The sequence below is a fragment of the Vibrio sp. 1249-1 genome (assembly GCF_033340495.1).
The window spans coordinates 81,410-106,300 of record NZ_JAWOWJ010000008.1 but is presented as its reverse complement, the minus strand read 5'-3'; the positions used below and the strand labels follow the sequence as shown (position 1 = coordinate 106,300).

Annotated in this window: 21 protein-coding genes; 11 read left to right on the top strand and 10 right to left on the bottom strand. The window is 46.1% G+C overall.

From position 1 onward, the window contains the following. Positions 1 to 2: 2 nt before the first annotated feature. On the bottom strand, positions 3 to 929 hold the full coding sequence (gene gspC / locus R7Z50_RS15800; protein WP_203346744.1) for a type II secretion system protein GspC: 927 nt from the start codon (positions 927 to 929) through the stop codon (positions 3 to 5). A 253-nt stretch (positions 930 to 1,182) separates the two neighbouring features. On the opposite strand from gspC, the gene hslR reads away from it, so the two are divergent. From hslR to R7Z50_RS15780, 4 genes are all read left to right on the top strand, one after another. Next, the gene (hslR, locus tag R7Z50_RS15795) at positions 1,183 to 1,569 is read left to right on the top strand and encodes a ribosome-associated heat shock protein Hsp15 (RefSeq protein WP_005379292.1); all 387 of its coding nucleotides are present in this window, start codon (positions 1,183 to 1,185) and stop codon (positions 1,567 to 1,569) included. Positions 1,570 to 1,600: 31 nt separating this feature from the next. After that, positions 1,601 to 2,476, top strand: a complete 876-nt coding sequence (gene hslO / locus R7Z50_RS15790) for an Hsp33 family molecular chaperone HslO (protein WP_005379290.1) — start codon at positions 1,601 to 1,603, stop codon at positions 2,474 to 2,476. 336 nt (positions 2,477 to 2,812) lie between these two features. After that, positions 2,813 to 4,441 (top strand): phosphoenolpyruvate carboxykinase (ATP), encoded by a 1,629-nt coding sequence (gene pckA, locus R7Z50_RS15785; protein WP_318149147.1) that lies wholly within the window; start codon positions 2,813 to 2,815, stop codon positions 4,439 to 4,441. Between the two features lie 190 nt (positions 4,442 to 4,631). Beyond that, the gene (locus R7Z50_RS15780; protein ID WP_132936675.1) at positions 4,632 to 6,749 is read left to right on the top strand and encodes an AsmA family protein; all 2,118 of its coding nucleotides are present in this window, start codon (positions 4,632 to 4,634) and stop codon (positions 6,747 to 6,749) included. Here R7Z50_RS15780 and R7Z50_RS15775 read toward each other — a convergent pair. From R7Z50_RS15775 to R7Z50_RS15765, 3 genes are all read right to left on the bottom strand, one after another. After that, entirely contained in the window at positions 6,735 to 7,652 is a 918-nt protein-coding gene (locus tag R7Z50_RS15775; protein WP_005379283.1) for a bifunctional GNAT family N-acetyltransferase/hotdog fold thioesterase, read from the bottom strand. The two genes, R7Z50_RS15780 and R7Z50_RS15775, sit on opposite strands and share 15 nt — an antisense overlap. A 106-nt stretch (positions 7,653 to 7,758) precedes the next feature. Continuing rightward, positions 7,759 to 8,193, bottom strand: coding sequence for a D-aminoacyl-tRNA deacylase (gene dtd, locus R7Z50_RS15770; protein ID WP_005379282.1), 435 nt, complete (start codon positions 8,191 to 8,193; stop codon positions 7,759 to 7,761). After that, positions 8,165 to 9,109: a virulence factor BrkB family protein gene (locus R7Z50_RS15765; protein ID WP_005379281.1), complete on the bottom strand. Its 945-nt coding sequence runs from the start codon at positions 9,107 to 9,109 to the stop codon at positions 8,165 to 8,167. The genes dtd and R7Z50_RS15765 overlap by 29 nt, the downstream gene beginning before the upstream one ends. Before the next feature lie 34 nt (positions 9,110 to 9,143). On the opposite strand from R7Z50_RS15765, the gene R7Z50_RS15760 reads away from it, so the two are divergent. Continuing rightward, the gene (locus tag R7Z50_RS15760; protein ID WP_005382972.1) at positions 9,144 to 9,785 is read left to right on the top strand and encodes a DUF2959 domain-containing protein; all 642 of its coding nucleotides are present in this window, start codon (positions 9,144 to 9,146) and stop codon (positions 9,783 to 9,785) included. A gap of 31 nt (positions 9,786 to 9,816) precedes the next feature. Here the strand turns inward: R7Z50_RS15760 and R7Z50_RS15755 are convergent, their stop codons facing one another. After that, positions 9,817 to 10,359 (bottom strand): AAA family ATPase, encoded by a 543-nt coding sequence (locus R7Z50_RS15755; protein WP_065275007.1) that lies wholly within the window; start codon positions 10,357 to 10,359, stop codon positions 9,817 to 9,819. 72 nt (positions 10,360 to 10,431) lie between these two features. After that, on the bottom strand, positions 10,432 to 12,261 hold the full coding sequence (gene typA / locus R7Z50_RS15750) for a translational GTPase TypA (protein WP_005379276.1): 1,830 nt from the start codon (positions 12,259 to 12,261) through the stop codon (positions 10,432 to 10,434). A 530-nt stretch (positions 12,262 to 12,791) separates the two neighbouring features. Between typA and glnA the strand changes: the two genes are divergently transcribed. The 6 genes from glnA (at position 12,792) to add (ending at position 21,419) form a co-directional block, all read left to right on the top strand. Then, on the top strand, positions 12,792 to 14,201 hold the full coding sequence (glnA, locus tag R7Z50_RS15745; RefSeq protein WP_005379275.1) for a glutamate--ammonia ligase: 1,410 nt from the start codon (positions 12,792 to 12,794) through the stop codon (positions 14,199 to 14,201). 195 nt (positions 14,202 to 14,396) lie between these two features. Then, complete coding sequence (locus R7Z50_RS15740) at positions 14,397 to 14,978, top strand: DUF4124 domain-containing protein (RefSeq protein WP_042522597.1); 582 nt, start codon at positions 14,397 to 14,399, stop codon at positions 14,976 to 14,978. A gap of 132 nt (positions 14,979 to 15,110) precedes the next feature. Next, a complete protein-coding gene (glnL, locus tag R7Z50_RS15735) occupies positions 15,111 to 16,157 on the top strand; it encodes a nitrogen regulation protein NR(II) (RefSeq protein WP_065275006.1) in 1,047 nt (348 codons plus the stop codon). 57 nt (positions 16,158 to 16,214) lie between these two features. Beyond that, positions 16,215 to 17,618 carry a nitrogen regulation protein NR(I) gene (gene glnG / locus R7Z50_RS15730; RefSeq protein WP_005379267.1) on the top strand — a complete coding sequence of 468 codons (1,404 nt, stop codon included), beginning with the start codon at positions 16,215 to 16,217 and terminating at the stop codon, positions 17,616 to 17,618. Between the two features lie 102 nt (positions 17,619 to 17,720). Beyond that, positions 17,721 to 20,267: an EAL domain-containing protein gene (locus R7Z50_RS15725; protein WP_065275005.1), complete on the top strand. Its 2,547-nt coding sequence runs from the start codon at positions 17,721 to 17,723 to the stop codon at positions 20,265 to 20,267. Between the two features lie 147 nt (positions 20,268 to 20,414). Then, positions 20,415 to 21,419: an adenosine deaminase gene (gene add / locus R7Z50_RS15720; RefSeq protein ID WP_017821942.1), complete on the top strand. Its 1,005-nt coding sequence runs from the start codon at positions 20,415 to 20,417 to the stop codon at positions 21,417 to 21,419. A 69-nt stretch (positions 21,420 to 21,488) separates the two neighbouring features. Here the strand turns inward: add and hemN are convergent, their stop codons facing one another. From hemN to R7Z50_RS15700, 4 genes are all read right to left on the bottom strand, one after another. Next, positions 21,489 to 22,880, bottom strand: a complete 1,392-nt coding sequence (gene hemN / locus R7Z50_RS15715) for an oxygen-independent coproporphyrinogen III oxidase (protein ID WP_065275004.1) — start codon at positions 22,878 to 22,880, stop codon at positions 21,489 to 21,491. A 184-nt stretch (positions 22,881 to 23,064) separates the two neighbouring features. Next, positions 23,065 to 23,553 (bottom strand): DUF2489 domain-containing protein, encoded by a 489-nt coding sequence (locus R7Z50_RS15710; protein ID WP_005379254.1) that lies wholly within the window; start codon positions 23,551 to 23,553, stop codon positions 23,065 to 23,067. A 7-nt stretch (positions 23,554 to 23,560) separates the two neighbouring features. Then, the gene (yihI, locus tag R7Z50_RS15705; RefSeq protein WP_005379252.1) at positions 23,561 to 24,103 is read right to left on the bottom strand and encodes a Der GTPase-activating protein YihI; all 543 of its coding nucleotides are present in this window, start codon (positions 24,101 to 24,103) and stop codon (positions 23,561 to 23,563) included. Next, the gene (locus R7Z50_RS15700) at positions 24,103 to 24,741 is read right to left on the bottom strand and encodes a class I SAM-dependent methyltransferase (protein ID WP_005379250.1); all 639 of its coding nucleotides are present in this window, start codon (positions 24,739 to 24,741) and stop codon (positions 24,103 to 24,105) included. Before R7Z50_RS15700 ends, yihI begins: the two co-directional genes overlap by 1 nt. Between the last annotated feature and the right edge of the window lie 150 nt (positions 24,742 to 24,891).

The following is a 24,891-nucleotide window of genomic DNA, read 5'->3' as shown; positions in this document are numbered from 1 at the left end:
TCTTACAATTGGATATAGATATCGTACTGTTGGCCGTCTCGCTCAACAGTTAAATTTAATTCTTGCGGATCGCTCATCACTTGCATCAGTTGTACTGAAGAAGACGGATCACTTAAATCGATCCCGTTCAGTTGAACCGCAATATCACCAGGTTGTAGCCCTACATCATTAAATAATGCGGCATCACGACCAGGTGATACTCGATAACCAACAATGTCTCCGTCTTTTTTGACGGGTGAAATGGTGATGTATTTAAAAACGCTTTGTGGATCTTTCGCAATTTCTTCGCGGATTTGCTCTAATTTCTCTCCAACGTCAGACGTCGCTGCTTCTGCTCGCTGAGCTTGCGCCCTAGCTACCTGCGGCGATTCAGATAGCTTCTTATATTCTATACCTTCCATCATTAAGGTCTCGTCTCGACCTTGGTTATCAATGATGACGCGATCCACCAATACCGCTTTTAGCGTCGCACGTGTCCCTTCGATTTCTTCACCCAAACCGTACGTAGCTTGCTTACCTCGGTTAGCAATAACAGCAAGGCTGGTATTGGCATCACTGCTGGCAACCGCACCGACTAGGGTGAGGTTAAGGCGCGTCTTAGGGGCGTCTTTAACAATAGGCTGTTCTACAACTGCCGCTTTTTGCTCAGTGAATTTACCGAATAGGTTGGCATTCTGAAGGGCATTAAAATCTATCGCGTCGCCTTTATTGCTCGCAGTAACGCTACTCGCCGATGGACGCCATTGCGGCACTTCCGACGATTGAGGTATGGCTAACCACACAATTTTGCCAAGTATCCATCCGGTTATCGCAATAAACAGACAGGTAAGCAACAAGCTAAGTTTGGCTTGAATGGTATAATGATTGGACTTGATCTGAGCCAGTAGCGGTCTGCTTGATAATCCTGCACTTAGCTCTAAACGTTTCACTGAATGGATTCCTTTATTCTAACGTCCGTCATTTAAGCTATAACGATAGCTATCGACTTTAAATTGCTAAATTTGCAATAAAATTATTACTCAACAAAGAGCAGTGAACTATATCACAAGTTGTCTTTCATACCTTTTTCTTATGCAGTTTTTGCCAACTCCCTTGAAAAAAATACGCCTTGACTCCATCTGTAGGTGAATAATCCATCACTCATTGCCGTATTCGGGCAGTGATTAGATAGCGTAGTGTTCTATGAGTTCCCTAAATGAAGCCGTTAGGCTAGATAAATGGCTATGGGCCGCAAGATTTTACAAAACCCGCTCCATCGCGCGTAACATGGTCGATGGCGGTAAAGTCCACTATAATGGCCAACGAAGCAAGCCGAGTAAAATCGTTGAAGTGGGCGCTGAAGTCAGACTTCGTCAAGGCAACGAAGAAAAAATCGTGATAATCGAACAAATCTCAGATCAACGCCGAGGCGCTCCCATCGCACAAACCTTATATCGCGAAACCAATGAGAGTATCGCGAAACGTGAGGAACACGCGACTCAACGTAAGCTTAATGCCCACAACCCAAGTCCGGAACGCCGCCCAGATAAAAAGCAGCGCCGAGACATCATTAAGTTCAAACACCAATAAAAGCCGGAATTACCAACGAGGAAAGCACTCCATGGCAAATAATGTTTTAAACCGCTACCTATTCGAAGATCTTTCAGTACGTGGCGAGTTGGTACAATTGGATGAAGCGTACCAACGTGTTATCTCCAGCAAGGAATATCCGGCAGCAATAGAGAAACTGCTGGGTGAGCTACTCGTTTCAACTACTCTTTTAACTGCCACTCTTAAGTTCGAAGGTTCGATCACCATCCAGCTACAAGGCGACGGTCCTGTGTCTCTTGCCGTTATCAACGGTGACCATAACCAACGTGTTCGTGGCGTAGCTCGCTGGGAAGGCGATGTTGCCGATGACGCAAATATTCACGATCTAATGGGTAAGGGCTACCTTGTGATCACCATCGAACCGAAAAACGGCGAGCGTTACCAAGGCGTCGTTGGACTAGAAGGTGACACTTTAGCAGAAGTGCTAGAAGGCTACTTTGCAAACTCAGAGCAGTTAAAAACGCGCCTATGGATCCGCACTGGTGAGCATGAGGGCAAAGCACACGCAGCAGGTATGTTGATTCAAGTGATCCCTGACGGCACTGGCTCTCCAGATGATTTCGAACATCTAGAGCAGCTCACTGATACAGTAAAAGATGAAGAATTGTTTGGTTTAGAAGCGAACGAGTTATTGTATCGACTATATAACCAAGACAAAGTACGTCTGTACGAGCCGCAACCTGTCGAGTTCCATTGTGGCTGTTCTCGTGAGCGTAGCGGTGCAGCAATCATCACCGTTGAGAAAGCTGAAATTTATGACATTTTGGCAGAAGTTGGATCAGTTTCTTTACATTGTGATTACTGTGGCACAACTTATACGTTCGACGAATCTGAAGTCACTGAACTGTATGCACAAGCTTCTACGGACAAGAAAACCCTGCATTAATTTACATAGCTTATCAAGCACGTAATTTACCCTACAAAAGGCCAGCTTAATGCTGGCCTTTTTGTGATCAACCCCTCGTAATAACTAGCCTCAAGCGTAATAAAACAACTGCTTAATTTTAAACAATTAATAATGATTTTGCCCTAGCGCAAAGGATTGCGTGCACGATAGACTATTCCCACCAATATGTGACGGGTTACCTAAAACCTTATTGAAATCATGGGCAAATTTTGAGCTATCTCCCTGTTTTCTCCCCGCCCCGTTGCTAGCATGGTGAGCAGATTAAAATTAAAACATTCTTACAAAATCCCTACAAAATCCTTATAAGGAGCACCTATGACCGTTATGGAACATACTAAGGCTGCAACACTTGATCTAACCAAGCACGGACTGCATAACGTAAAAGAGGTTATTCGCAACCCAAGCTACGAAATATTGTTTGAGGAAGAAACGCGTGAAGACCTAACCGGTTATGAGCGCGGCGTGGTTACTGAACTAGGTGCGGTTGCCGTTGACACTGGCATCTTTACTGGTCGCTCACCAAAAGATAAATACATCGTCAAAGACGCTACGACAGAAGAACATATGTGGTGGACGTCTGATCAAGTGAAAAATGATAACAAGCCAATCACTCCTGAAGTGTGGGACGAGCTAAAAGAACTGGTCACAAACCAGCTTTCTAACAAACGCTTGTTTGTTGTTGACGGTTACTGTGGTGCAAACCCAGATACACGTTTGAGCATTCGTGTTATCACAGAAGTCGCATGGCAAGCGCACTTCGTTAAAAACATGTTTATTCGCCCGACAGAAGAAGAGTTAGCGACATTTGAACCAGACTTCGTAGTAATGAATGGCGCAAAATGCACTAATCCAAAATGGGAAGAGCAAGGCCTGAACTCAGAAAACTTCACCGTATTTAACCTAACTGAGCGCATGCAACTTATCGGTGGTACTTGGTACGGCGGTGAAATGAAGAAAGGTATGTTCGCCATGATGAACTACTTCCTTCCACTAAAAGACATCGCATCAATGCACTGTAGCGCTAACATGGGCAAAGATGGCGATGTAGCGGTATTCTTCGGTCTATCTGGTACGGGTAAAACGACCCTGTCGACTGATCCTAAACGTGCGCTAATTGGTGATGATGAGCACGGCTGGGATGATGACGGTGTCTTCAACTTCGAAGGTGGTTGTTACGCAAAAACCATCAAACTTTCGAAAGAAGCGGAGCCGGACATCTACAACGCAATTCGTCGTGATGCACTGCTAGAAAACGTAACAGTACGTGGCGATGGCTCTATCGACTTTGATGATGGTTCGAAAACAGAAAACACACGTGTTTCTTACCCTATCTACCATATCGATAATATCGTTAAGCCAGTATCAAAAGGCGGTCACGCGAATAAAGTGATCTTCCTATCAGCCGATGCATTTGGCGTACTGCCTCCAGTATCTAAATTGACACCCGAGCAAACTAAGTACCACTTCCTATCAGGCTTTACCGCCAAACTAGCGGGAACAGAGCGCGGTATTACTGAGCCAACACCAACTTTCTCTGCTTGTTTCGGCGCGGCGTTCCTAACGCTTCACCCAACTAAATACGCAGAAGTACTGGTTAAACGCATGGAAGCAGCGGGCGCTGAGGCTTACCTAGTGAATACTGGTTGGAACGGCACTGGCAAACGTATCTCTATTCAAGATACACGCGGAATTATTGATGCAATTCTTGATGGTTCGATTGAAGATGCACCAACTAAGCACATTCCTATCTTCAATCTTGAAGTACCAACGTCACTACCAGGTGTGGATCCAAGCATTCTAGACCCTCGCGACACGTACGTTGACCCACTTCAGTGGGAAAGCAAAGCGAAAGATTTAGCAGCGCGCTTTATCAATAACTTTGATAAGTACACAGACAACGCTGAAGGTAAATCTCTGGTTGCGGCTGGTCCTCAGATTGATTAAATCGAGTAACAGCGACGTCGCGTAAACTCAGTGAAAAGTTGGCATTAACTTATCACCTTTACGTAGGCCAAGTTACAAAAATTGCTTCAAGCCCCTCTTTTGAGGGGCTTTTTATTGAATACCACAGAATATTGATACAAGCTAAAGCCTATCTAGTTTTATTTAATAACACACGTAGGTTCTAGCAAAGATGAAAACAGCGCGTCGAGTTCTACTTCTGTTACTGGTTATCTTAGTTACCATTCCGGCCGCTACGATTGCGCTGCTAACAACATCTTACGCGGACGCAACCTGGCGCTTGCTGTCAAACACCTTTTCTCTTCCCTTCCGGGCCGAAAGCGTGCGTTATGGCTTTCCCTATCACCTAACTTTACAACGCGTGAACACCAGCGGAGACGATGCGTCTTACATCGAGCAAGTCGATTTATGGATGAATCCCGATGTTTATCGCGATGGTAAATGGATCGTTGATAGTTTATTGATTGATGGTATGAGCTTGCAGTATGGCGCACCAAAGCTCCCACCTTTAGACAACGTTTTATTCCATCAAATCGCGCTCAAAAATATTGATTACGCCGACGAGCAGTACTCTGCCAATGGCATTGACCTTCAAATTCAATCACCACAATGGAATGGTCAATTAATACCATATGGCGAAGTTCAACTTGCGGCCGACCAACTCTATTGGAATGGCGAAGCCTTTAATCAAGTCTTAGTCGATATAGACTACAAACCGCAAGACAGTACGCTTTATGGCACCTCTTTTAACTGGCGTAACAGTCAAATATCTGGGCAAGGGGAGCAGTATCCTCAAGGCTGGTCTTTAGTAAATGTGACCATCAACAAGCTGAAACTGAGTAATACGCAGCGCCAATCACTGCTTGCAAAACCTTGGCACGATCTACCATTTAGCATTAATCATATTAATAGCTTAGATTTGCTTAACGCCGATATTGAATGGGGCGACTGGCACTGGCAGAACTTGGATCTTTCTGTGGAAAACGCCACACTGCCACTGTCTCTCTGGAAGACAAAAGCTCAAGTGTCATTGCAGGCGGATAGCGTTCGATTCCAGCAGCAAACCGCAATAGAGCCACGTTTGAGTGCCGCTATCGAGCCAGGAGTAATCCAGCTCAACGAGCTCAGCTTAGATTGGCAGCAAGGTCGAGTGCAAGTTTCTGGATTGTTCACGCCAACACAATGGAAGCTCAAAGAAGCCTCTATTCAAGGCCTCAAGTGGGCAACACAGCCAGAAGACAACCTAAATTGGTGGCACGCCGCCACCAGCGAGTTAGAGCATGTTGCAATCGAACGACTCGACATTGAGCGCAGCCAAATTATCCAGCTATCTCACGAACCTTATTGGCAACTTTCCGGTTTAAATATCGAAGGGCAACAGCTTGATATTAAACAGTCGGCTCAACGTTGGGGCCTTTGGCAAGGCGAATTGGAAGTCAGCGTTGTCAACGCCAGCTATGACCAAATACTCACGTCTCACGCAGCACTTGCCATGCAAAGCAAAGATGGCTTTTGGCAATTGACTCGCCTTTTTGCGCCACTCGAGCAAGGCTACGTAGAAGGCATCGGACAAATAGATTTGAGTACCCCGAGCCAACCTTGGGCGCTCAACGTCAATGCTGATGGTATTCCCTTATCGCTCTTCCACGATTATTTTTTACCCGACACACTGGCTATTGATGGTTTTTCCGATCTCAGCCTCGATCTACAAGGGTTATCAGGTGATCGCAACATGCTGGCCTACAGCTTATCGGGTGAAGTGGAAGCCAATCTCCGAGATACCCGCTTGAAGTCCCAAGCGGATCATTCGCTCAAAGCCATTACCTTAAGTCCACTGCGTTTAAGCGCGCAACGAGGGGAAGTTGCCATAAAGCCGGTCACCATCTCAGGAAAAGCCATAAGTGGTAAGGTTTGGGGAACATTTGATATGGCCAACAACCCGCTAAGTGGCATTACTTATCAATTGGAAGAGTCGTGCGGAAACATTGAAGGCGATCTACTAAGTGGCGAAACCCACCGTAATGAGTGCGTGAACGCATCAAAACTGGCCGAGCCTACTGATATTGAGACTCCACAGAAAAATGAACCTTCCATCGAGCAGCCAATCGTAATTGATAACATCAATTTGGAGACTCAAGAGGAAGAGCTTTACGAAGAAGTTATCGAAGAAGATGAAGTACCCGACACGAATTCCGCAGCAGAACAAACCCTCTCACCGACAGAGCAAGAAGGTGAAACAGATAAGCGCCCAGCAGATCAGTCGGCGCTTACCCCATCAGCAACTGAGTAACTGCGAGTAGTTCGGTATCAGCATATAGGTACCGACAAAATCAACAGCTGGCGTGTCACCACTATAAATCACTACGTGAATAACGATGCGTGCTTTGCGTCCCGACTCCAATCGGTCTAGGTCACCACTGATCCCATCCAACGAAGTACTCGCCACGGGGTTTTGTTCGACTGGTTGACGATAGCGAATCGAGCTGTCGGCCAACACAATATCACCGTGCAGCCCACGCTCTTTAAGCAGCAGCCACGTCATCCCCCACCCTGTCAGGGTTGCTAAGGTAAAAGCTGACCCAGCGAACATGGTGTTATGCGGATTAAGGTTAGGATTAAGCTGCGCACAGCATTCAAACTGGTAACCCGTGTACTGGTTAATCTTGATCCCCATTTTGTCGCTAATTGGGATTTGTTGCTCCCAGCGCTGTTGAAGCTCAGTACACCATTCAGGGCGACGTAACACATTGGCCATCGGATCCAGTTGCTTCACCATTTGCTGATGGCGCACAGGGCCACGCTCATCGGTCAGCTCACCTCGACGCTCAAAGCCATTTTTTTCATAAAAGGCGATGGCATCTTCACGGGCATTACACACCAAGCGTTTCGCTCCTTCCTGGCGTGCTAACGACTCTAGTGCAACCAAAACCAGCGAACCCATCCCTTTGCTACGGCGATTATTTTTAACCGCCATATAGCGGATCTGGCCATCATTGTCCGGCGTAATGTATAAACGGCCAATCGCCATAGGACGACCTCGACCATCAACAATCATGCGGTGATGACTCATTTCGTCGTATTCATCGCGCTCTGAGCCGATCGGCATACGCCATGGCTCACGAAGCAGTTGCCAGCGAAACTGATAATACTTGTTTATCTGATTATCGGTTTTGGGAGTAATGAGTTTGAACATATCAATCCTTTGAAAGCACAACACTAATCAGTGTCGGAAAAATTACTCCAAGCCAATTCCATGAGCTTGGAGTTAAAGCTTAGACTATGGCGCCTGTGTTACCAGATTAGACCTGCAACCAAAACGTCACAGGACCGTCATTCACCAAGGACACTTTCATATCGGCAGCGAAGCGGCCACGCTGTGTGGGTAAGACTTCTTCACACAAGTCAGAAAAGTAATCATACAAGCGCTCTGCATCAACAGGATGCGCACCGCGAGAAAAGCCAGCTCGCGTGCCTTTTTTTGTATCCGCAGGCAGCGTAAATTGAGAAACCACCAGCACTTTACCTTCCACCTGTTTAACGTTCAGGTTCATCTTGCCTTCGTCATCTTCGAACACACGGTAGGTTGTAACACGCTCCATTAAACGCTTTGCTTTAGCTTCATCGTCGTCCTTCTCTACGCCCAATAAGACCAGCAGACCACGATCAATTTCTCCTACGACTTCACCATCCACGCGGACGGCTGCTTCACTGACTCGTTGAATTAGCGCTATCACTACTCTCGCTTCCTTCATCTGTTAACTGAGATTCAGCGGTCGAGTGTATCATGTCTAAATCTTCACTCCAGTGCTCTCGCTCACCAAGCGCAGCCGTAACTTCCGCCCCCAATAACACGATCATCCAGCATAAATACACCCAAACAAATAAGATAGGAATCGCCGCTAACGCGCCGTAGATGAGCTGATAAGACGGAAACTGAGTGATGTAAAGCGCAAAGCCTTTTTTACTCAACTCGAACAGTATCGCGGCGACTGCTGCCCCCATGGCACCATGAGCGAGGTGTACTTTTTTATTCGGCACTAGAATATACAAGCCAAGAAAAGCAAAAAAGGACAGCAACAACGGTAGCCAACGCAGAAATAAATTAAACGCACCAGATAATGTCTCGTTCTCTAAAATTTGCAGCGAAGTCACGTACGACGTCGCCGCAATACTCGCACCGACCATGATCGGCCCTAACGTGAGTACCATCCAATACATAGAGAATGAAAAGACTAAACGGCGCTTGTCTTTAACTCGCCAAATGTAGTTTAAGTTCTTATCAATGTTGGAAATCAGCATGACCGCTGCGATGAATAAAAACCCACCGCCAACCGCGCTCATTTTGCCCGTATTCGCCACAAATTCCTGTAATGCCGTATGTACAGCTTCTCCAGAAGCTGGCACAAAATTCTCAATAATGTAGCCTTGCAGCACCTCACCAACGTTCGCAAAAACGGGAAATTTCGACAATATTGATAACAATACCGTCAGCATTGGCACGATGGATAACAAGGTAATGTAGGCAAGATAGCCCGCGTTCACATTCACACGGTCATGCGTTAATCGCTTAAGAAGATACTTAAAAAACGCGACGCAACTTGGCAGTAGATTGATTAATCTCGCCTTGTAACTCTCTGATAACTGGTTCATAGTTCATCCCATAATTAGCGCCGAGGACATAAGAATGCCTTATTTATTAGCAATTGTACTATCAATTTTCACTTTAACAGGGTGTCAATCTGCTTATTACTCAGCAATGGAGCAGGTTGGGTATCATAAACGAGATATTATGGTCGACCGCGTCGAAGATGCCAAAGAATCTCAACAAGATGCACAAGAAGAATTCACCAGTGCACTTGAAGCCTTGTCTGCGATCACCAACTTTGATGGTGGTGAGCTAGAAAATGTCTACAACAACATCAATGACAAATACGAAGATAGCGAAAAAGCGGCTCAAGACGTACGTGACCGTATTGCTGCGATTGAAGACGTATCCGGCGCACTGTTTGATGAGTGGCAAGATGAGCTAGAGCTGTACTCGAGTGCGAAACTGCGTCGTTCAAGCGAGCAAAAACTACGTGAAACCAAAGCCTCGTACAAAACCATGCTTAGCGCTATGAAGCGTGCAGAGAAAAAGATGACACCGGTACTGGACACGCTGCGTGACAACACGTTGTACTTAAAACACAACCTTAACGCCAGTGCGATTGGTTCTTTGCAAGGTGAGTTCTCTAGCTTAGAGAAGGACATTCAGTTTGCGATCAAACAAATGAACGAAGCGATTGCAGAGTCCGATAAATTCCTACAAAAGCTCAATCAAAAGTAAATGATTCAGACCTCCTCCTAGCGAGGAGGTTTTAGTCGGCGACCTTACCGAGTAAACCGATGACTCTTCGAACAAAGCCTACCCTCTCTGGCACAGTTCCCCATGGCACTTCTACCACTTCATAACCCAACTCAGTATAGACACTCACTAACGACTGATGAATCTCCAATGCTTCTTCAAAGCTGTGCGGACGCACTTCATCTTGTACGTAAATGGATGCTTCAGGTCGACAAGTAAACACCTGACTATGGTACCCAGCGCTTTCGGTTAAGAAAGCTTGGTCAACCTTACAGCCGCCCACTTGTAGGTATGCAATGATGTCGGGGATGGCGCGATCAACAAACGCAACATCATGACAACGCGCATCACTCTTTTGTTTGTCCATCAACCCAAGGCATAACTTGGCAAACTCAGGTAAATTCGTCCACGGCAAAATACCATTTTCTAACTGGCTTTGCTGCTCAATCAAGTCGCGAGACCCTTCAGGAAACGTGGCGTAACCACACGCGTCTAGCGCATTCAGCAGTGTTGTTTTTCCCGCACCAGGCCCACCGGTGATAATAATCGGGTTCATATTCAACTCCAGAAAACAAAAAGCCCCGAGCATAACTCGAGGCTTCTTCTTAATTGAATCGCTTAACGAAAATTATTTCGCGCCACGAGAAGCACGCTTACGGTCGCTTTCCGTTAGGAACTTCTTACGGATACGGATGCTTTCAGGCGTTACTTCTACTAGCTCGTCGTCATCGATGAATTCTAGTGCTTGCTCAAGAGTCATCTTGATTGGCGGAGTAAGAACCTGTGCGTCATCTGTACCTGATGCACGAACGTTGGTTAGCTGCTTACCTTTCAGTGCGTTTACCGTTAGGTCGTTGTCACGGCTGTGAATACCGATAACCATACCTTCGTAAACTTCAACACCGTGACCGATAAATAGACGACCACGCTCTTGAAGGTTGAACAGTGCGTTAGTTAGCGCTTTACCCATCGCGTTCGCGATTAGTACACCGTTTACACGTTGACCGATGTTACCGCCTTTGTGAGGGCCGTAGTGATCAAACGTATGGTAAAGAAGACCTGAACCTGAAGTCAGTGTCATGAATTCCGTTTGGAAACCGATCAGACCACGTGATGGCATAACGAAGTCCATACGCACACGACCTTTACCGTCTGGAGACATGTCTTTCAGCTCACCTTTACGTAGGCCAATGTTCTCCATGATGCCGCCTTGGTGCTCTTCCATTACGTCGATAGTTACCGTTTCGAACGGTTCCATCAACTGACCATCTTCTTCTTTGATGATTACTTCTGGACGAGATACCGCAAGCTCGAAGCCTTCACGACGCATGTTTTCGATCAGGATAGAAAGGTGAAGTTCACCACGACCTGATACGCGGAATTTATCTGGATCGTCTGTTTGCTCAACGCGTAGTGCAACGTTGTGTACCAGTTCCTTCTCAAGACGCTCAAGGATGTTACGTGACGTTACGAACTTACCTTCTTTACCCGCGAATGGAGACGTGTTTACTTGGAACGTCATTGTTACTGTTGGTTCATCAACAGACAATGGTGGTAATGCTTCTACTGCGTTTTGTGCACAGATAGTGTCAGAAATTTTCAGCTCGCCAAGACCAGTGATTGCGATGATATCACCCGCGTTAGCTTGTTCAACTTCGTGACGCTCTAGGCCAAGGTAGCCCATTACTGTACCCACTTTACCGTTGCGAGTTTTACCATCAGCACCAATAATGGTTACCTGCTGGTTTGGTTTAACGCTACCACGAGTTACGCGAGCCACGCCGATAACACCAACGTAAGAGCTGTAGTCTAGCTGAGAAACTTGCATCTGTAGTGGACCATCAAGGTCAACATTTGGCGCGTCAACAACATCAACGATAGTTTGGAATAGTGGTTCCATGTTCTCGCCAGTTTCGCCTTCTTCTAGAGAAGCCCAACCGTTAAGTGCTGATGCGTAAACTACTTTAAAGTCTAGCTGGTCATCAGTTGCACCTAGGTTGTCGAACAGGTCGAACACTTGGTCCATAACCCAATCAGGACGTGCGCCAGGGCGGTCAATCTTGTTGATTACAACGATTGGTTTTAGACCGTGAGCAAACGCTTTTTGTGTTACGAAACGCGTTTGAGGCATTGGACCATCAACTGCGTCAACGATAAGTAGTACAGAGTCTACCATCGACATGATACGCTCAACTTCACCACCGAAGTCCGCGTGTCCCGGAGTATCTACGATGTTGATACGGTAATCGTTCCAGTCGATTGCTGTGTTTTTAGCAAGAATGGTAATACCGCGCTCTTTCTCGATGTCGTTCGAGTCCATGACTCGCTCTTCAGCTTCACCGCGAGACTCAAGCGTGCCTGATTGTTGTAGCAGCTTGTCAACCAACGTGGTTTTACCGTGGTCAACGTGCGCGATGATCGCGATATTTCTTAATTTATCAATCTGTGGAGTAGCCATGGATATTGATTCACTTAGATAGATGAAATGCCCCCACGCTGAGAACGGGTGCTCTCTGGCGACATTTGCTGATTAAAAAAACGGCCATAATGTACCAGATTTTAGCAAAAAGCCTAGAAATATGTGATCTACTCCCGAGCATTTCTGCGATTTTTACGCTTAATGCCCATTTTCTTCCTCAGAACGAATTGATTAAACGCAACTTTATTCTAATCGATGCATAATTCAAATTGACTCTTGCTCAAAAACTGGGCTGAATACGCAATGTACCTGTCACATTATGGTGCAACAATGATTTTTAGCACCATAATAGTGCAATCAAAGATCATTTTGGTGCAAGCAACTGCACCAAACTAGCATTCAAAAACACAATTGCTTGAAATTAATGGAATATTTTTTTTGGCACGGTTTTGGCTTTAGTTAAAACAGCATCGATTAATGAAAAGTCAAATTGATTAATCAATGCCAGGTTTCATGAATAATTCATAAATCGAGCTTTTACCGCTTATTAACACTGGAGGTTATCCAAGATGTCAGTAGAAAACGTTCTATCGCTGATCCAAGAAAACGAAGTTAAGTTTGTTGACCTACGCTTCACTGATACAAAAGGTAAAGAGCAGCACATTTCGATCCCTGCTCACCAAATCGACGCAGACTTCTTCGAAGAAGGTAAAATGTTCGATGGTTCATCAGTTGCTGGCTGGAAAGGTATCAACGAATCAGACATGGTAATGATGCCTGACGCATCTTCTGCTGTGCTTGACCCATTCACGGAAGACGCAACACTAAATATCCGTTGTGACATCTTAGAGCCTGCAACAATGCAAGGCTACGACCGTGACCCACGCTCTATCGCAAAACGCGCTGAAGACTTCATGCGTTCTACTGGTGTTGCAGATACTGTACTTATCGGTCCTGAGCCAGAATTCTTCCTATTTGATGACGTGAAGTTCTCGACAGACATGTCAGGCTCTTTCTTCAAAATCGACGACGTAGAAGCGGCATGGAACACAGGTTCTGACTACGAAGAAGGTAACAAAGGTCACCGTCCAGGCGTTAAAGGTGGTTACTTCCCAGTAGCTCCAGTAGATTCATCTCAAGACATCCGTTCTGCTATGTGTCTAGTAATGGAAGAAATGGGTCTTGTTGTTGAAGCGCACCACCACGAAGTGGCAACGGCGGGTCAAAACGAAATCGCAACTCGTTTCAACACGCTAACAACCAAAGCTGACGAAATCCAAATCTACAAGTACGTTGTACACAACGTTGCTCACGCGTTTGGTAAAACAGCGACGTTTATGCCTAAACCACTTGTTGGCGACAACGGCAGCGGTATGCACGTTCACCAGTCTCTAGCAAAAGATGGCGTAAACCTATTTGCTGGTGACAAGTACGGCGGTCTATCTGAAATGGCGCTTTACTACATCGGTGGTATCATCAAACACGCTCGTGCAATCAACGCATTCGCTAACCCATCAACCAACTCGTACAAACGTCTTGTACCAGGCTTCGAAGCACCAGTAATGCTAGCTTACTCAGCGCGTAACCGCTCTGCTTCAATCCGTATCCCAGTGGTACCAAGCCCGAAAGCACGTCGTATCGAAGTTCGTTTCGGTGACCCAGCGGCGAACCCATACCTATGTTTCGCAGCAATGCTTATGGCTGGTCTTGACGGTATCAAGAATAAGATCCACCCAGGCGAAGCGATGGATAAAGACCTTTACGATCTTCCAGCTGAAGAAGCAGCAGAAATCCCAACTGTTGCATACTCACTAAAAGACGCGCTAGCAGAGCTAGATGCTGATCGTGAGTTCTTAACAGCGGGCGGCGTATTCTCTGACGACTTCATCGATTCATACATCGACCTTAAGTCTCAGGACGTAGAGCGTGTGAACATGACAACTCACCCTGTTGAGTTCGAACTTTACTACTCTGTGTAAGGTCGACACTGTGTAAAATGTAAACACAGCAATAAAATATTAGGCTCGCCTCGCAGGCGGGCCTTTTTTGTATTCGCCAGTCAAGCTTCGACGTTTAACATGAGAGGATAATAAAAATACACTTAGAATTTTTCCTTACAGGTCAAAGAGCTAAGCCATTGAAACGTGAAATCATCGAACAAGAGAAGGTGAGCAATGAAAGTTCAGCTTATTCCATCACTGTGTGCACTCAGCGGATTGTTAATCGCCTCTATCGCCTTCGCGCAGGTCGCGTATACGTGGGTAGATGAAAATGGCGTGGTTCACTTTAGTGATACGCCAAACAAAGGAGCAAAAGCGATCGCACTGCCAAACCTTGAAGCCAGCGCACCAGCTCCTGAGGTAGAAAGTACTGAATCGCTCGCACCTCAGACTACGCCATCTACTGCATCACAAAACAAGCCAGAGAAAACAACCGATCAGCCTCTCCCATTACAACTCTCGATGCTGACTCCCAAGCACAACGAGACCATCCGCAGCAATCGAGGCATCATCAATATTCAATTAGAAACCAATCGCAAGCTTGGTATCGGTGAGCAATTGCAATTGTTACTCGATGGAAAACCTTATGGTGCACCACAAAACCATATAGTGTGGCAGTTAAACAATATTGACCGAGGCACTCACACACTTGCTGTGCACGCGAAAAGAAGCGGCAAGCTTATTGCATCTACTAGCCCTATAACGGTGCATTTACATAGAGCAAGTGTTAAGCCGACCGTAAAAGGGGCAAAATAGAATATCTGGTGAAAAAAATCACATCACAGCGATGCTTTTCACTTTTTCTTCTAAGATTTATTCGCCATACTTAACGTTCAATTGCACCATTATTGTGCATCGCACAATCTTAAAGCAAAACAAGGACGTAATGTGGATACCAGTCTTCCTAGTGCCATTCTCAACAATATGGTGACAGCAACGCTGATTCTTGATGATGGATTGGCCATCCGTTATGCCAATCCGGCTGCCGAATTGCTGTTTTCTCAAAGCGCCAAACGAATTATTGAACAATCACTTTCTCAATTGATTCAGCATGCGTCGCTGGATCTCGCGCTGCTCACTCAACCGTTGCAAAGTGGCCAAAGCATCACCGACAGTGACGTCACTTTCGTTGTTGATGGCCGCCCTTTAATGCTAGAGGTGACGGTTAGCCCTATCACTTGGCAAAAGCAGTTAATGCTTCTGGTCGAGATGCGCAAAATTGATCAGCAGCGCCGACTCTCTCAAGAACTGAACCAACACGCCCAACAACAAGCAGCGAAGCTGTTAGTCCGAGGGCTTGCACATGAGATTAAAAATCCGCTTGGCGGCTTACGCGGTGCGGCGCAATTGCTAGAAAAAATGCTGCCAGAGCCCTCTCTCACCGAATATACACACATCATCATTGAGCAAGCAGACCGTTTAAGGGCGCTCGTGGATCGATTACTAGGACCGCAAAAGCCAGGTAAGAAGACACAAGAGAATCTGCACCAAATTCTTGAAAAGGTTCGCCAACTGGTTGAATTAGAGTCACAACGCTCAATCATCATTGAACGAGATTATGACCCAAGCTTGCCAGAGATTTTGATGGATACAGACCAAATCGAACAGGCAATGCTTAATATCGTCAGCAACGCCGCACAAATTCTTAGCCATCAAAAACACGGGAAAATAACCATTCGCACCAGAACGGTGCACCAAGCCAATATTCACGGCAAACGCTGTAAACTCGCTGCTCGTGTCGAAATCACAGACAACGGCCCAGGTATTCCACCGGAACTACAAGACACGCTGTTCTATCCCATGGTCAGTGGCCGCGAGGGAGGAACTGGATTAGGGCTATCTATTTCGCAAAATTTGATCGACCAGCACAATGGAAAAATAGACGTAGAAAGCTGGCCTGGTCACACAACATTTACTATTTATCTGCCGATCTGATTGCGCTAATGGACTTCAAGTCGCGTCAGTTTTTCGGTTTGCTGCAAGGATTACTACATGAGTAAAGGATATGTTTGGGTCGTTGATGACGACAGTTCAATTCGCTGGGTAATGGAGAAAACGCTCTCCTCTGCCAACATCAAATGTGAAACCTATGCCGATGGAGAAAGCGTGTTAATGGCGCTCGAACGCGAAGTGCCGGATGTTCTAGTATCAGACATTCGCATGCCAGGTATTGATGGGTTGGAGCTACTAAAACAAGTACAGCGCGATTACCCAGACCTTCCCGTGATTATCATGACCGCGCATTCAGATTTAGATGCGGCAGTGAATGCGTACCAAAAAGGTGCTTTTGAATATTTACCAAAACCTTTTGATATTGATGAAACTTTAACTCTGGTTGAACGAGCCATTGCACACAGCCACGAAAACAAACGCGAGCAGCTCTCTCCAGAAGACATTCCAGCAGAAACGCCTGAAATTATCGGTGAAGCACCAGCGATGCAAGAGGTGTTTCGCGCCATTGGTCGTCTTTCTCGCTCCTCTATTTCAGTCTTGATTAACGGTGAATCGGGCACGGGTAAAGAACTCGTTGCTCATGCACTGCACCGTCACAGTCCACGTGCTAACAAACCTTTCATTGCGCTCAATATGGCGGCGATTCCCAAAGACTTGATTGAATCAGAACTGTTTGGCCACGAAAAAGGCGCATTTACGGGAGCAAACAATGTTCGTCAAGGACGATTCGAACAAGCCAATGGCGGCACTCTATTTTTAGACGAAATCGGCGACATGCCATTAGACATTCAAACTCGTTTACTACGCGTTCTAGCTGACGGGCAGTTTTATCGAGTGGGCGGTCACTCTCCGATCAGTGTCGATGTACGAATTGTTGCGGCAACACACCAGAACTTAGAAAAGCTGGTGCACGAAGGTGACTTCCGTGAGGACCTATTTCATCGCTTAAACGTGATTCGCGTTCAGATCCCGGCACTGCGTGAGCGTAAGCAAGACATTGAAAAGCTTACACAGCATTTTCTTATCCGTGCGGCTGATGAGCTTGGTGTGGAAACAAAAACTCTCCACCCGTCGACCGTGGAGATTCTTAACCGCCTTGATTGGCCTGGCAACGTTCGTCAATTAGAGAATATTTGCCGTTGGTTAACCGTTATGGCCAGTGGTAGCGAAGTGTTACCAAATGACTTGCCAAGCGAACTACTCGAAGAGAAAAAATCCATTTCAGACTCTGCACATGGTAGTTGGCAAGAACAATTGGCGGATTGGGCACGGCATTCACTCGCAGCAGGAGATAAAGAACTACTTTCTTACGCTTTACCAGAATTTGAACGCATTTTATTAGAAGCAGCCTTAGAGCACACTAAAGGTCATAAGCAAGATGCCGCTAAAGTATTAGGCTGGGGGCGAAATACACTCACCAGAAAATTAAAAGAATTGTACTGACAATCACTTACGTGGTGCGTTAACAACGAGCGTCGTTTGTCACTCGATATTAATAAAAACATCAGTACAATTGTGGCGCACCACCATCTATGTGATTAGGCGATGTCTACTGCTACGACTCAAATTACACTGCGTACTGCTGTTCTGATTCCATTTGTCATGATCTTCTTACTGGCGATCGGTGTCATTGTCTACGTCCAAAAACAAAGTTACGAAGAAGTGGTCACGGATATCAGTGACAAGCAACTTTCCGTGTTAACCGAAAGTGTCCACGACCACCTCAATAGCTATCTACGTAAGCCTTTTACTGCGGTTATGGCTCTCGCGCACAACGTCAGCTATCACAACCTTTATCGCCCTCACGATACCTCAGACATTCAAAACTACCTGCTGAGTGCATTCAAAAATCTTTACCAATCGATACCGCAGTTGGATGTAATCGCATTTGGTTCAGAAAACGGCGACTTTGCAGGCTTTCGCCGCGAGCTTTCCGACGATTACACCTTAATGGTGCAAGATCGCTACACCGATGGTGATCTGGTTATTTATGGAACCAACCATGTGAGTAACAACATTCGAACGGTTATCTCCCAATACGATCCTCGCACTCGCCCATGGTATAAGCCCGTTGCAGAGAGCCAAAACGCCACTTGGTCTGAAATTTATACCAACGCTGATGAACGCCAGGATATTACGCTATCAGCCATGACGCCGGTGTACAAACACGACCAATTTGCTGGTGTTTTGGTGACAGACATTCGTATCAATACATTCAACGAGTTCCTGCGCGAGTTAAAATACAACACTAAAGCGTCGGTCTACATCATGGACCCAGATCATCGTTTAATCGCTCACTCAGGCCCGGGAAGCGTCATCTCATGGGGCACAAAATTTTCGGATAAAGGGCAGCGTTTGCTTGCCGCTGAAAACGCAGACCCGATCATCAAAATCAGTGCGAGCCGCGTCCGGTCTTTCGATCTCAACAACACCAAGCAACCTTATACTTTTTCATTTGAACATGATGGCCAACGTATTTTCAGTCGGCTAACCCCGTATCGAGACCAAGACGGCTTAACATGGTTTATCGGCACCTCCATTTCGGAGTCTGAGCTTCTCGGCCTGTTACCAAAAAGCCAGCAAGAGAGTTGGCTCGTTGGCATTATTGTAAGCCTATTTGGGATCGCCATCAGTTGGATCATTTTCAACCGAGTTACCAGACCAATTAACGCGACGGCCGCCGCCGCTCAGCACCTGGCAAATGGGGATTGGGATAGCGGCATGCCAAAGCCTGGTTATGTGTATGAGACAACCGTACTGGTTCATGCTTTTAATGAAATGGCGAACAATCTAAGAGCTTCATTCAAAGCATTGCGTGAACAGTTAGTTTATGACTCTCTAACACGCTTATATAGCCGTCAGGGTTTGGTCGAAATCTGTGAAAATCAGTCTCATCTTTGTCACGGCAGTTTATTTTTACTTGGCATCAACAAATTTAGAGATATCAACGACAGTGTGGGTCATCACAACGGCGACCAGTTGTTGGTCAGCATCGCTGAAAGGCTAAAACAGCAGTTTCGTGACAACGCATTATTGGCTCGGATTGGTGGTGATGAGTTCGCGGTGTTTCTCTCAAATGTCGACACTGAAACCAAAATTAAACAAACCGAGCGTCGATTACAGCATCTCTTTTCCACCCCATTTATGGTGGAAGGCGAGAATGTAGTGATGAAGATTTCACTTGGTATTGTACAAACCCAGCCAAACGAAACCATGCCTTTATGGTTACGCAACGCCAGCATCGCATTAAGTTACGCTAAACAAGACTCACTGACTGGTGTATGTCACTACAGCCCAGAACTAGCGAGCGCTTCAAAGTTTCGTACGCAAATGCTGACCAAGATCCAAACTGGCATTGAAAACCGAGAGTTTATTCCTCATTACCAACCGATTGTGGATCTCGTCAGTGGCACAGTGTGTGGCGCCGAAGCACTTGCGCGCTGGCATAGCGACTCAGGTATGGTGTCACCATTAGATTTTATCCCAATCGCGGAAGAAAGCGGCATGATCAAAGCCATCGGCCAACAGATTCTGTTACAAGCTTGTCGCGACACTTACCAAGCGATCGAAAGCAAACAGTGGCCGTCGGACTTCCAACTGCATGTGAATATCTCTGTTAATCAACTATCCTGCCCAAGTTTTGTTGATACGGTGACAAGTGTATTGGATATCACGAAATTACCAGCAAGTAACCTCACACTAGAGATCACAGAATCACGTATCATTGATAGCGCACCGACCACACTAGAAAATATGACTAAACTGCGTGAAATGGGTATTGGTATCGCGATAGATGACTTTGGCACCGGCTACTCATCACTGGGTTACCTCCACTCTCTGCCGTTTACCTGCTTGAAGATTGATCGCACCTTCATCAATCAACTCACACAAGAAAACTTAAACAGTTCAGTCGTCGCTGCCGTCATCAATATCACAGCAGGTCTCAAAACTAATGTCGTCGCGGAAGGTGTCGAGGATAGCAATCAAGCACAATTACTGCGCTCTTTAGGCTGTAATCAGGTGCAAGGCTTCTACTACAGCCGCCCTATGCCACTAGAAGAATGGCCAACACATTTGGTGAACATGAAGTAGAAAAGAGCGAGAATCGTTGATTTCCTAGTCATCCTCTACTGACAATCTACCCAACTGTTATTTATACTTAACTGCAAATCTTACCCATGTATTGTCACAGATGATGTTTGGGCCCTGTTCCAGTTCATAACTATCCGGATCGACAAAATGATAACGAAGAACCTTCCTCTTACTGATTTGCACCGTCACCTCGACGGTAACATTCGTACTAAAACGATTCTTGAGCTAGGCCAAAAGTTTGGCATTGCCCTACCAGCGTACGATATTGAGTCTCTCACTCCTCACGTTCAAATTGTCGAAGCGGAACCCTCTCTTGTTGCTTTCCTTTCTAAGCTCGACTGGGGTGTTGCTGTACTGGGCGATCTAGATGCGTGTCGTCGTGTCGCGTACGAAAACGTAGAAGACGCGCTAAACGCACAAATCGATTACGCAGAGCTGCGTTTCTCTCCTTACTACATGGCGATGAAACACAAACTACCAGTAACGGGGGTTGTTGAAGCCGTCGTGGACGGTGTGCAAGCGGGTATGCGCGATTTTGGCGTGAAAGCCAACCTGATCGGTATCATGAGTCGCACATTTGGCACTGACGCATGTCAACAAGAACTGGACGGCATTCTGAGCCAGAAAGATCACATCGTTGCCGTCGACCTTGCGGGTGACGAGCTAGGCCAACCGGGTGATCGCTTTGTGTCTCACTTCAAGCAAGTACGCGATGCTGGCCTTGGGGTAACGGTCCATGCTGGTGAAGCAGCAGGTGCAGAGAGCATGTGGCAAGCAATCAATGAGCTGGGCGCAACTCGTATCGGTCACGGCGTAAAAGCGATTCACGATCCAAAACTGATGGATTACCTAGCAGAAAACCGCATTGGTATTGAATCTTGCCTGACGTCAAACTACCAAACAAGTACGGTAGAAACGCTAGAAAACCACCCTCTCAAGCAGTTCCTAGAGCATGGCGTTCTTGCGTGTCTGAACACTGACGATCCAGCGGTTGAAGGTATCGAACTGCCATACGAATACGAAGTAGCGGCACCAGCCGCTGGCCTGAGCCAAGACCAGATTCGCCAAGCGCAAATCAATGGCCTTGAGATTGCGTTCCTTTCAGAAGCAGAAAAATCGGAACTGAGAGAAAAAGTAAAAGATCGCGCTTAAATCCAGCGAAAACATAAAAAAATGCCAGCATCTGCTGGCATTTTTTATATCTTGAATCTGTATCTCTGATTAAATAACACGAGAGAACTGTTGCTGACGTGCCTTTGCTCGTAGGTATTTATCAAAGCTCATACAAATATTACGGATCAACAAACGACCTCGCAGCGTCACACGAATTTCATTGTCATCCACTTCCACCAGCTCATCGTTAATAAAGGTCTGAAGTAGCTGCAAATCTTCTTTAAAGTACTGTTCAAACCTCACTTTAAACTCAGACTCAATGGCTTTCTTGTCTAACTTGAAGTTACAAATCAGCTGCTTAATCACTTCGCGACGGAGCAAATCATCGGAGTCCAGAGAGACCCCTTTCCATAGAGCGTGACGAAGTTCGTTGACTTGAGCGTAGTATTTCTTCAGCTCTTTCTGGTTTTGCGCGTACGCATCGCCGATCATCGAGATTGCAGAAACACCAAAGCCAACCAAGTCACATTCACCTTGTGTGGTGTAGCCTTGGAAATTGCGATGCAAAATACCTTCGCGCTGGGCAGCAGCAAGTTCATCGTCCGGCAAAGCAAAGTGGTCCATACCGATAAATTGGTAGCCAGCATCAGTCAGTGTCGCGATGGTATCTTGCAGAATCGCCATCTTCTCTTCTGCCTTTGGCAGGTCTTCGTCTTTAATCTTACGCTGCGCTGCAAATAGCTGTGGCATGTGCGCGTAGTTAAACACGGATAGACGGCCCGGCTGCATCTCTAGCACTTGTTCTAGAGTCTTGGCAAAAGATTCTTTGGTCTGCTTCGGTAAACCGTAAATTAAATCTAGGTTCGTCGAACGAAAGCCTAACTCTTTTGCGCGCGCAACCATCGCAACGATGAACTCTTCATCTTGCTCACGATTCACCAGCTTTTGCACTTCTTTGTTGAAGTCCTGAACACCGATGCTCAAGCGATTGAAGCCTTCACTACGCAGATGATCCAGCATGGTCAGCTCGATTTCACGCGGGTCAACCTCGATACTGATTTCAGCATCGCTACTAAAAGTAAACTCTTGGCGTAGCAGGCTCATCACACGCGTGATTTGCTTTTCAGAGAGAAACGTCGGTGTACCACCACCAAAATGCAATTGCGTCACGGTGCGACCAACAAGTAATGCAGCACGTTGACGAATTTCGTGTTCAAGCACGTCGAGGTATTCATCCGCTTTGTGCGAGTGGCGTGTAATGACTTTATTACATCCACAGTAGTAACAAAGCTTGTGACAGAACGGAATGTGTACGTACAGCGATAATGGGCGTTCTGGGTATTGAGTGCATGCCATATCATAATCAGAAATGGTGAACGCTTCATGAAACTCCAGCGCCGTTGGGTACGACGTATAACGAGGCCCGGAATAGTTGTACTTATCCAATACCGCTTGATCCCAGACGATTTGCTGTTTCGATTCAGTGTGTTGATTCGACATGGTGGTACTTTCCGTTAAATGCTAGGGCAACGAAAGCCGTCACCCGATATTCAGAGCCGCTATTTTGCCATACGACGATGACAAGCGTGGCAACGCCGACTGGCTTTTTAAGTATAAAACTAAAGAAGTGCTAGCGTGATCACGATACCCCCATTAGTCATAAGGAGACTATTGGGGGTCGCGCTTAAATCATCTGAATATTGATTTGATTATTCAGTGGCTGGACGTTTTTCTGCAACACTTTGAGCTCCTCAATAATCGCATCAGTGAGGCGGCTTTCCGCTTTATGACGCGTCAAGTTCTGTTGCATACGCTCTTTCTTGGCAAGTTGTTGGCGTTCTTCGCCACGCGCCATATCTTTCACGATGTGGTAAAGCTCAGAAATCGCAGGGTACGTTTTATCGAAATCAACGCGGTCTTCACCTTGTACATAATCCATGATGTTATACACACGGATACTGATTTCAGATAAATCGCACTGGCCTTGAATGCCCGCCTGACACAAGGTATGCACATTCTCAAAAATGTTGGCGTTACGTTTGTCTATCGCCAATTTTTGATGCTTCAGCTGCAATTCCTTTTGCTTTTTCAATTGAAGCAGAAGGTAACCTGCATAAGAAGCGAGTGCGATGATAATCACAACACCAGCAATAGCTAATAAGGTTACATTCATAGCTTAATTATCCTTTATAGTCGTCGAAATTAATGTCGTCGAAATCTGCCAGCAAGTCATCATCGTTGCGCGTGCTTTTCTCAGCAGGTGCAGTGAAGTCTTCCTCTTCTTCAGGTTCCAACAAACCTAGTTGGTCCATTAGCTTCTCAATGCGATCGAGTTTCTCATCGACGAATTTCTGTAGACCTGTGCCCAGGTTTTCACCCGCTTCAATACGGTCTAGCAACACGTTCAATTGCGCGTCATTTTCTAGCATCTCTAGTTCTTGCTCTGCCGACAAACGACGCTCTTGCTTCGTCATTTTCTTCGCAGGTTCAACAATCAGAGGTATTTTCTTTTTGCTGCCTAAGCGCGGGTCGCGATTTTGTGCAGCAGCTTGCTTTTTCTGCTCGTTAACTTCTGAGTTACGGTTACCCGTTTTCAGACCTTTACGCTTTTTAGCACGCTTGCGTAAGCGGCCTTCCACATCAGATTCTGTACGGTTACGAGTTACAACAAACTCAGGTGCACCAGCGGCACCTGGTTTTCTAGATTTTTTACTACGGCTCATTACTGGGGTTTCCTCAGTAAAATTACATCATTACCAATAAATTCGAGTTCGAGCTTATCCCGCTCTGCTAGGAACTGGAACGTGTCACGACTAAAGAACACTACGTGAGTGAGATCGTTCTTATAATGCCATGATTTGAAAGCCTCCACGTCGATGACCATTTTCGTCATCAGGCCTATCCAGCCCCCTGGCTTAACTAAATTCAACCATTGCTTCCACACCAAATCTGGGTGGTAGAGGTGCTCTATCACCTCTGTTGCTGTCATGAAGTCGTACGTTTTTTCTAAAACCGACGTATCAGGGTGGTAGTAGAGATCGTACAACGCCATGTTGTGCCCCGCCTCTTCCAGCATCAAGGAGAGCGTTGGGCCAGGACCACAACCAAAGTCGATACCATTTGATTGTGGAGAAATTCGCTCTGTGATCGGGTCAGCAATACGCGACAAAAAGCGTCGGTAACCCAAATCATCGGGGTTGTTCTCATGCAAATCATAGTGAGCTTTTTCGCTTTCCGCATCCAAACGTTGGTCTGGATTTACGAATACCAAGCTGCACTGCTCACATTGAAGATATTCACGACGCTTATCTTCAAAATAATGGTGAGTGCGCTGATTTTGGCATAAAGGACAGGTATGCATGCTGACTTCCTCAAACAGGGATGCGAAACATACCAGAAAGTGAACTCGGATTGGAGTGTTGTTGAGTATTTTTTCAGCAATTTTTATTAAAAAACTTTGTTTACAACCTATAAAGCTAAATAAGTGCAGTAATCTCAATTCAAGTTACGA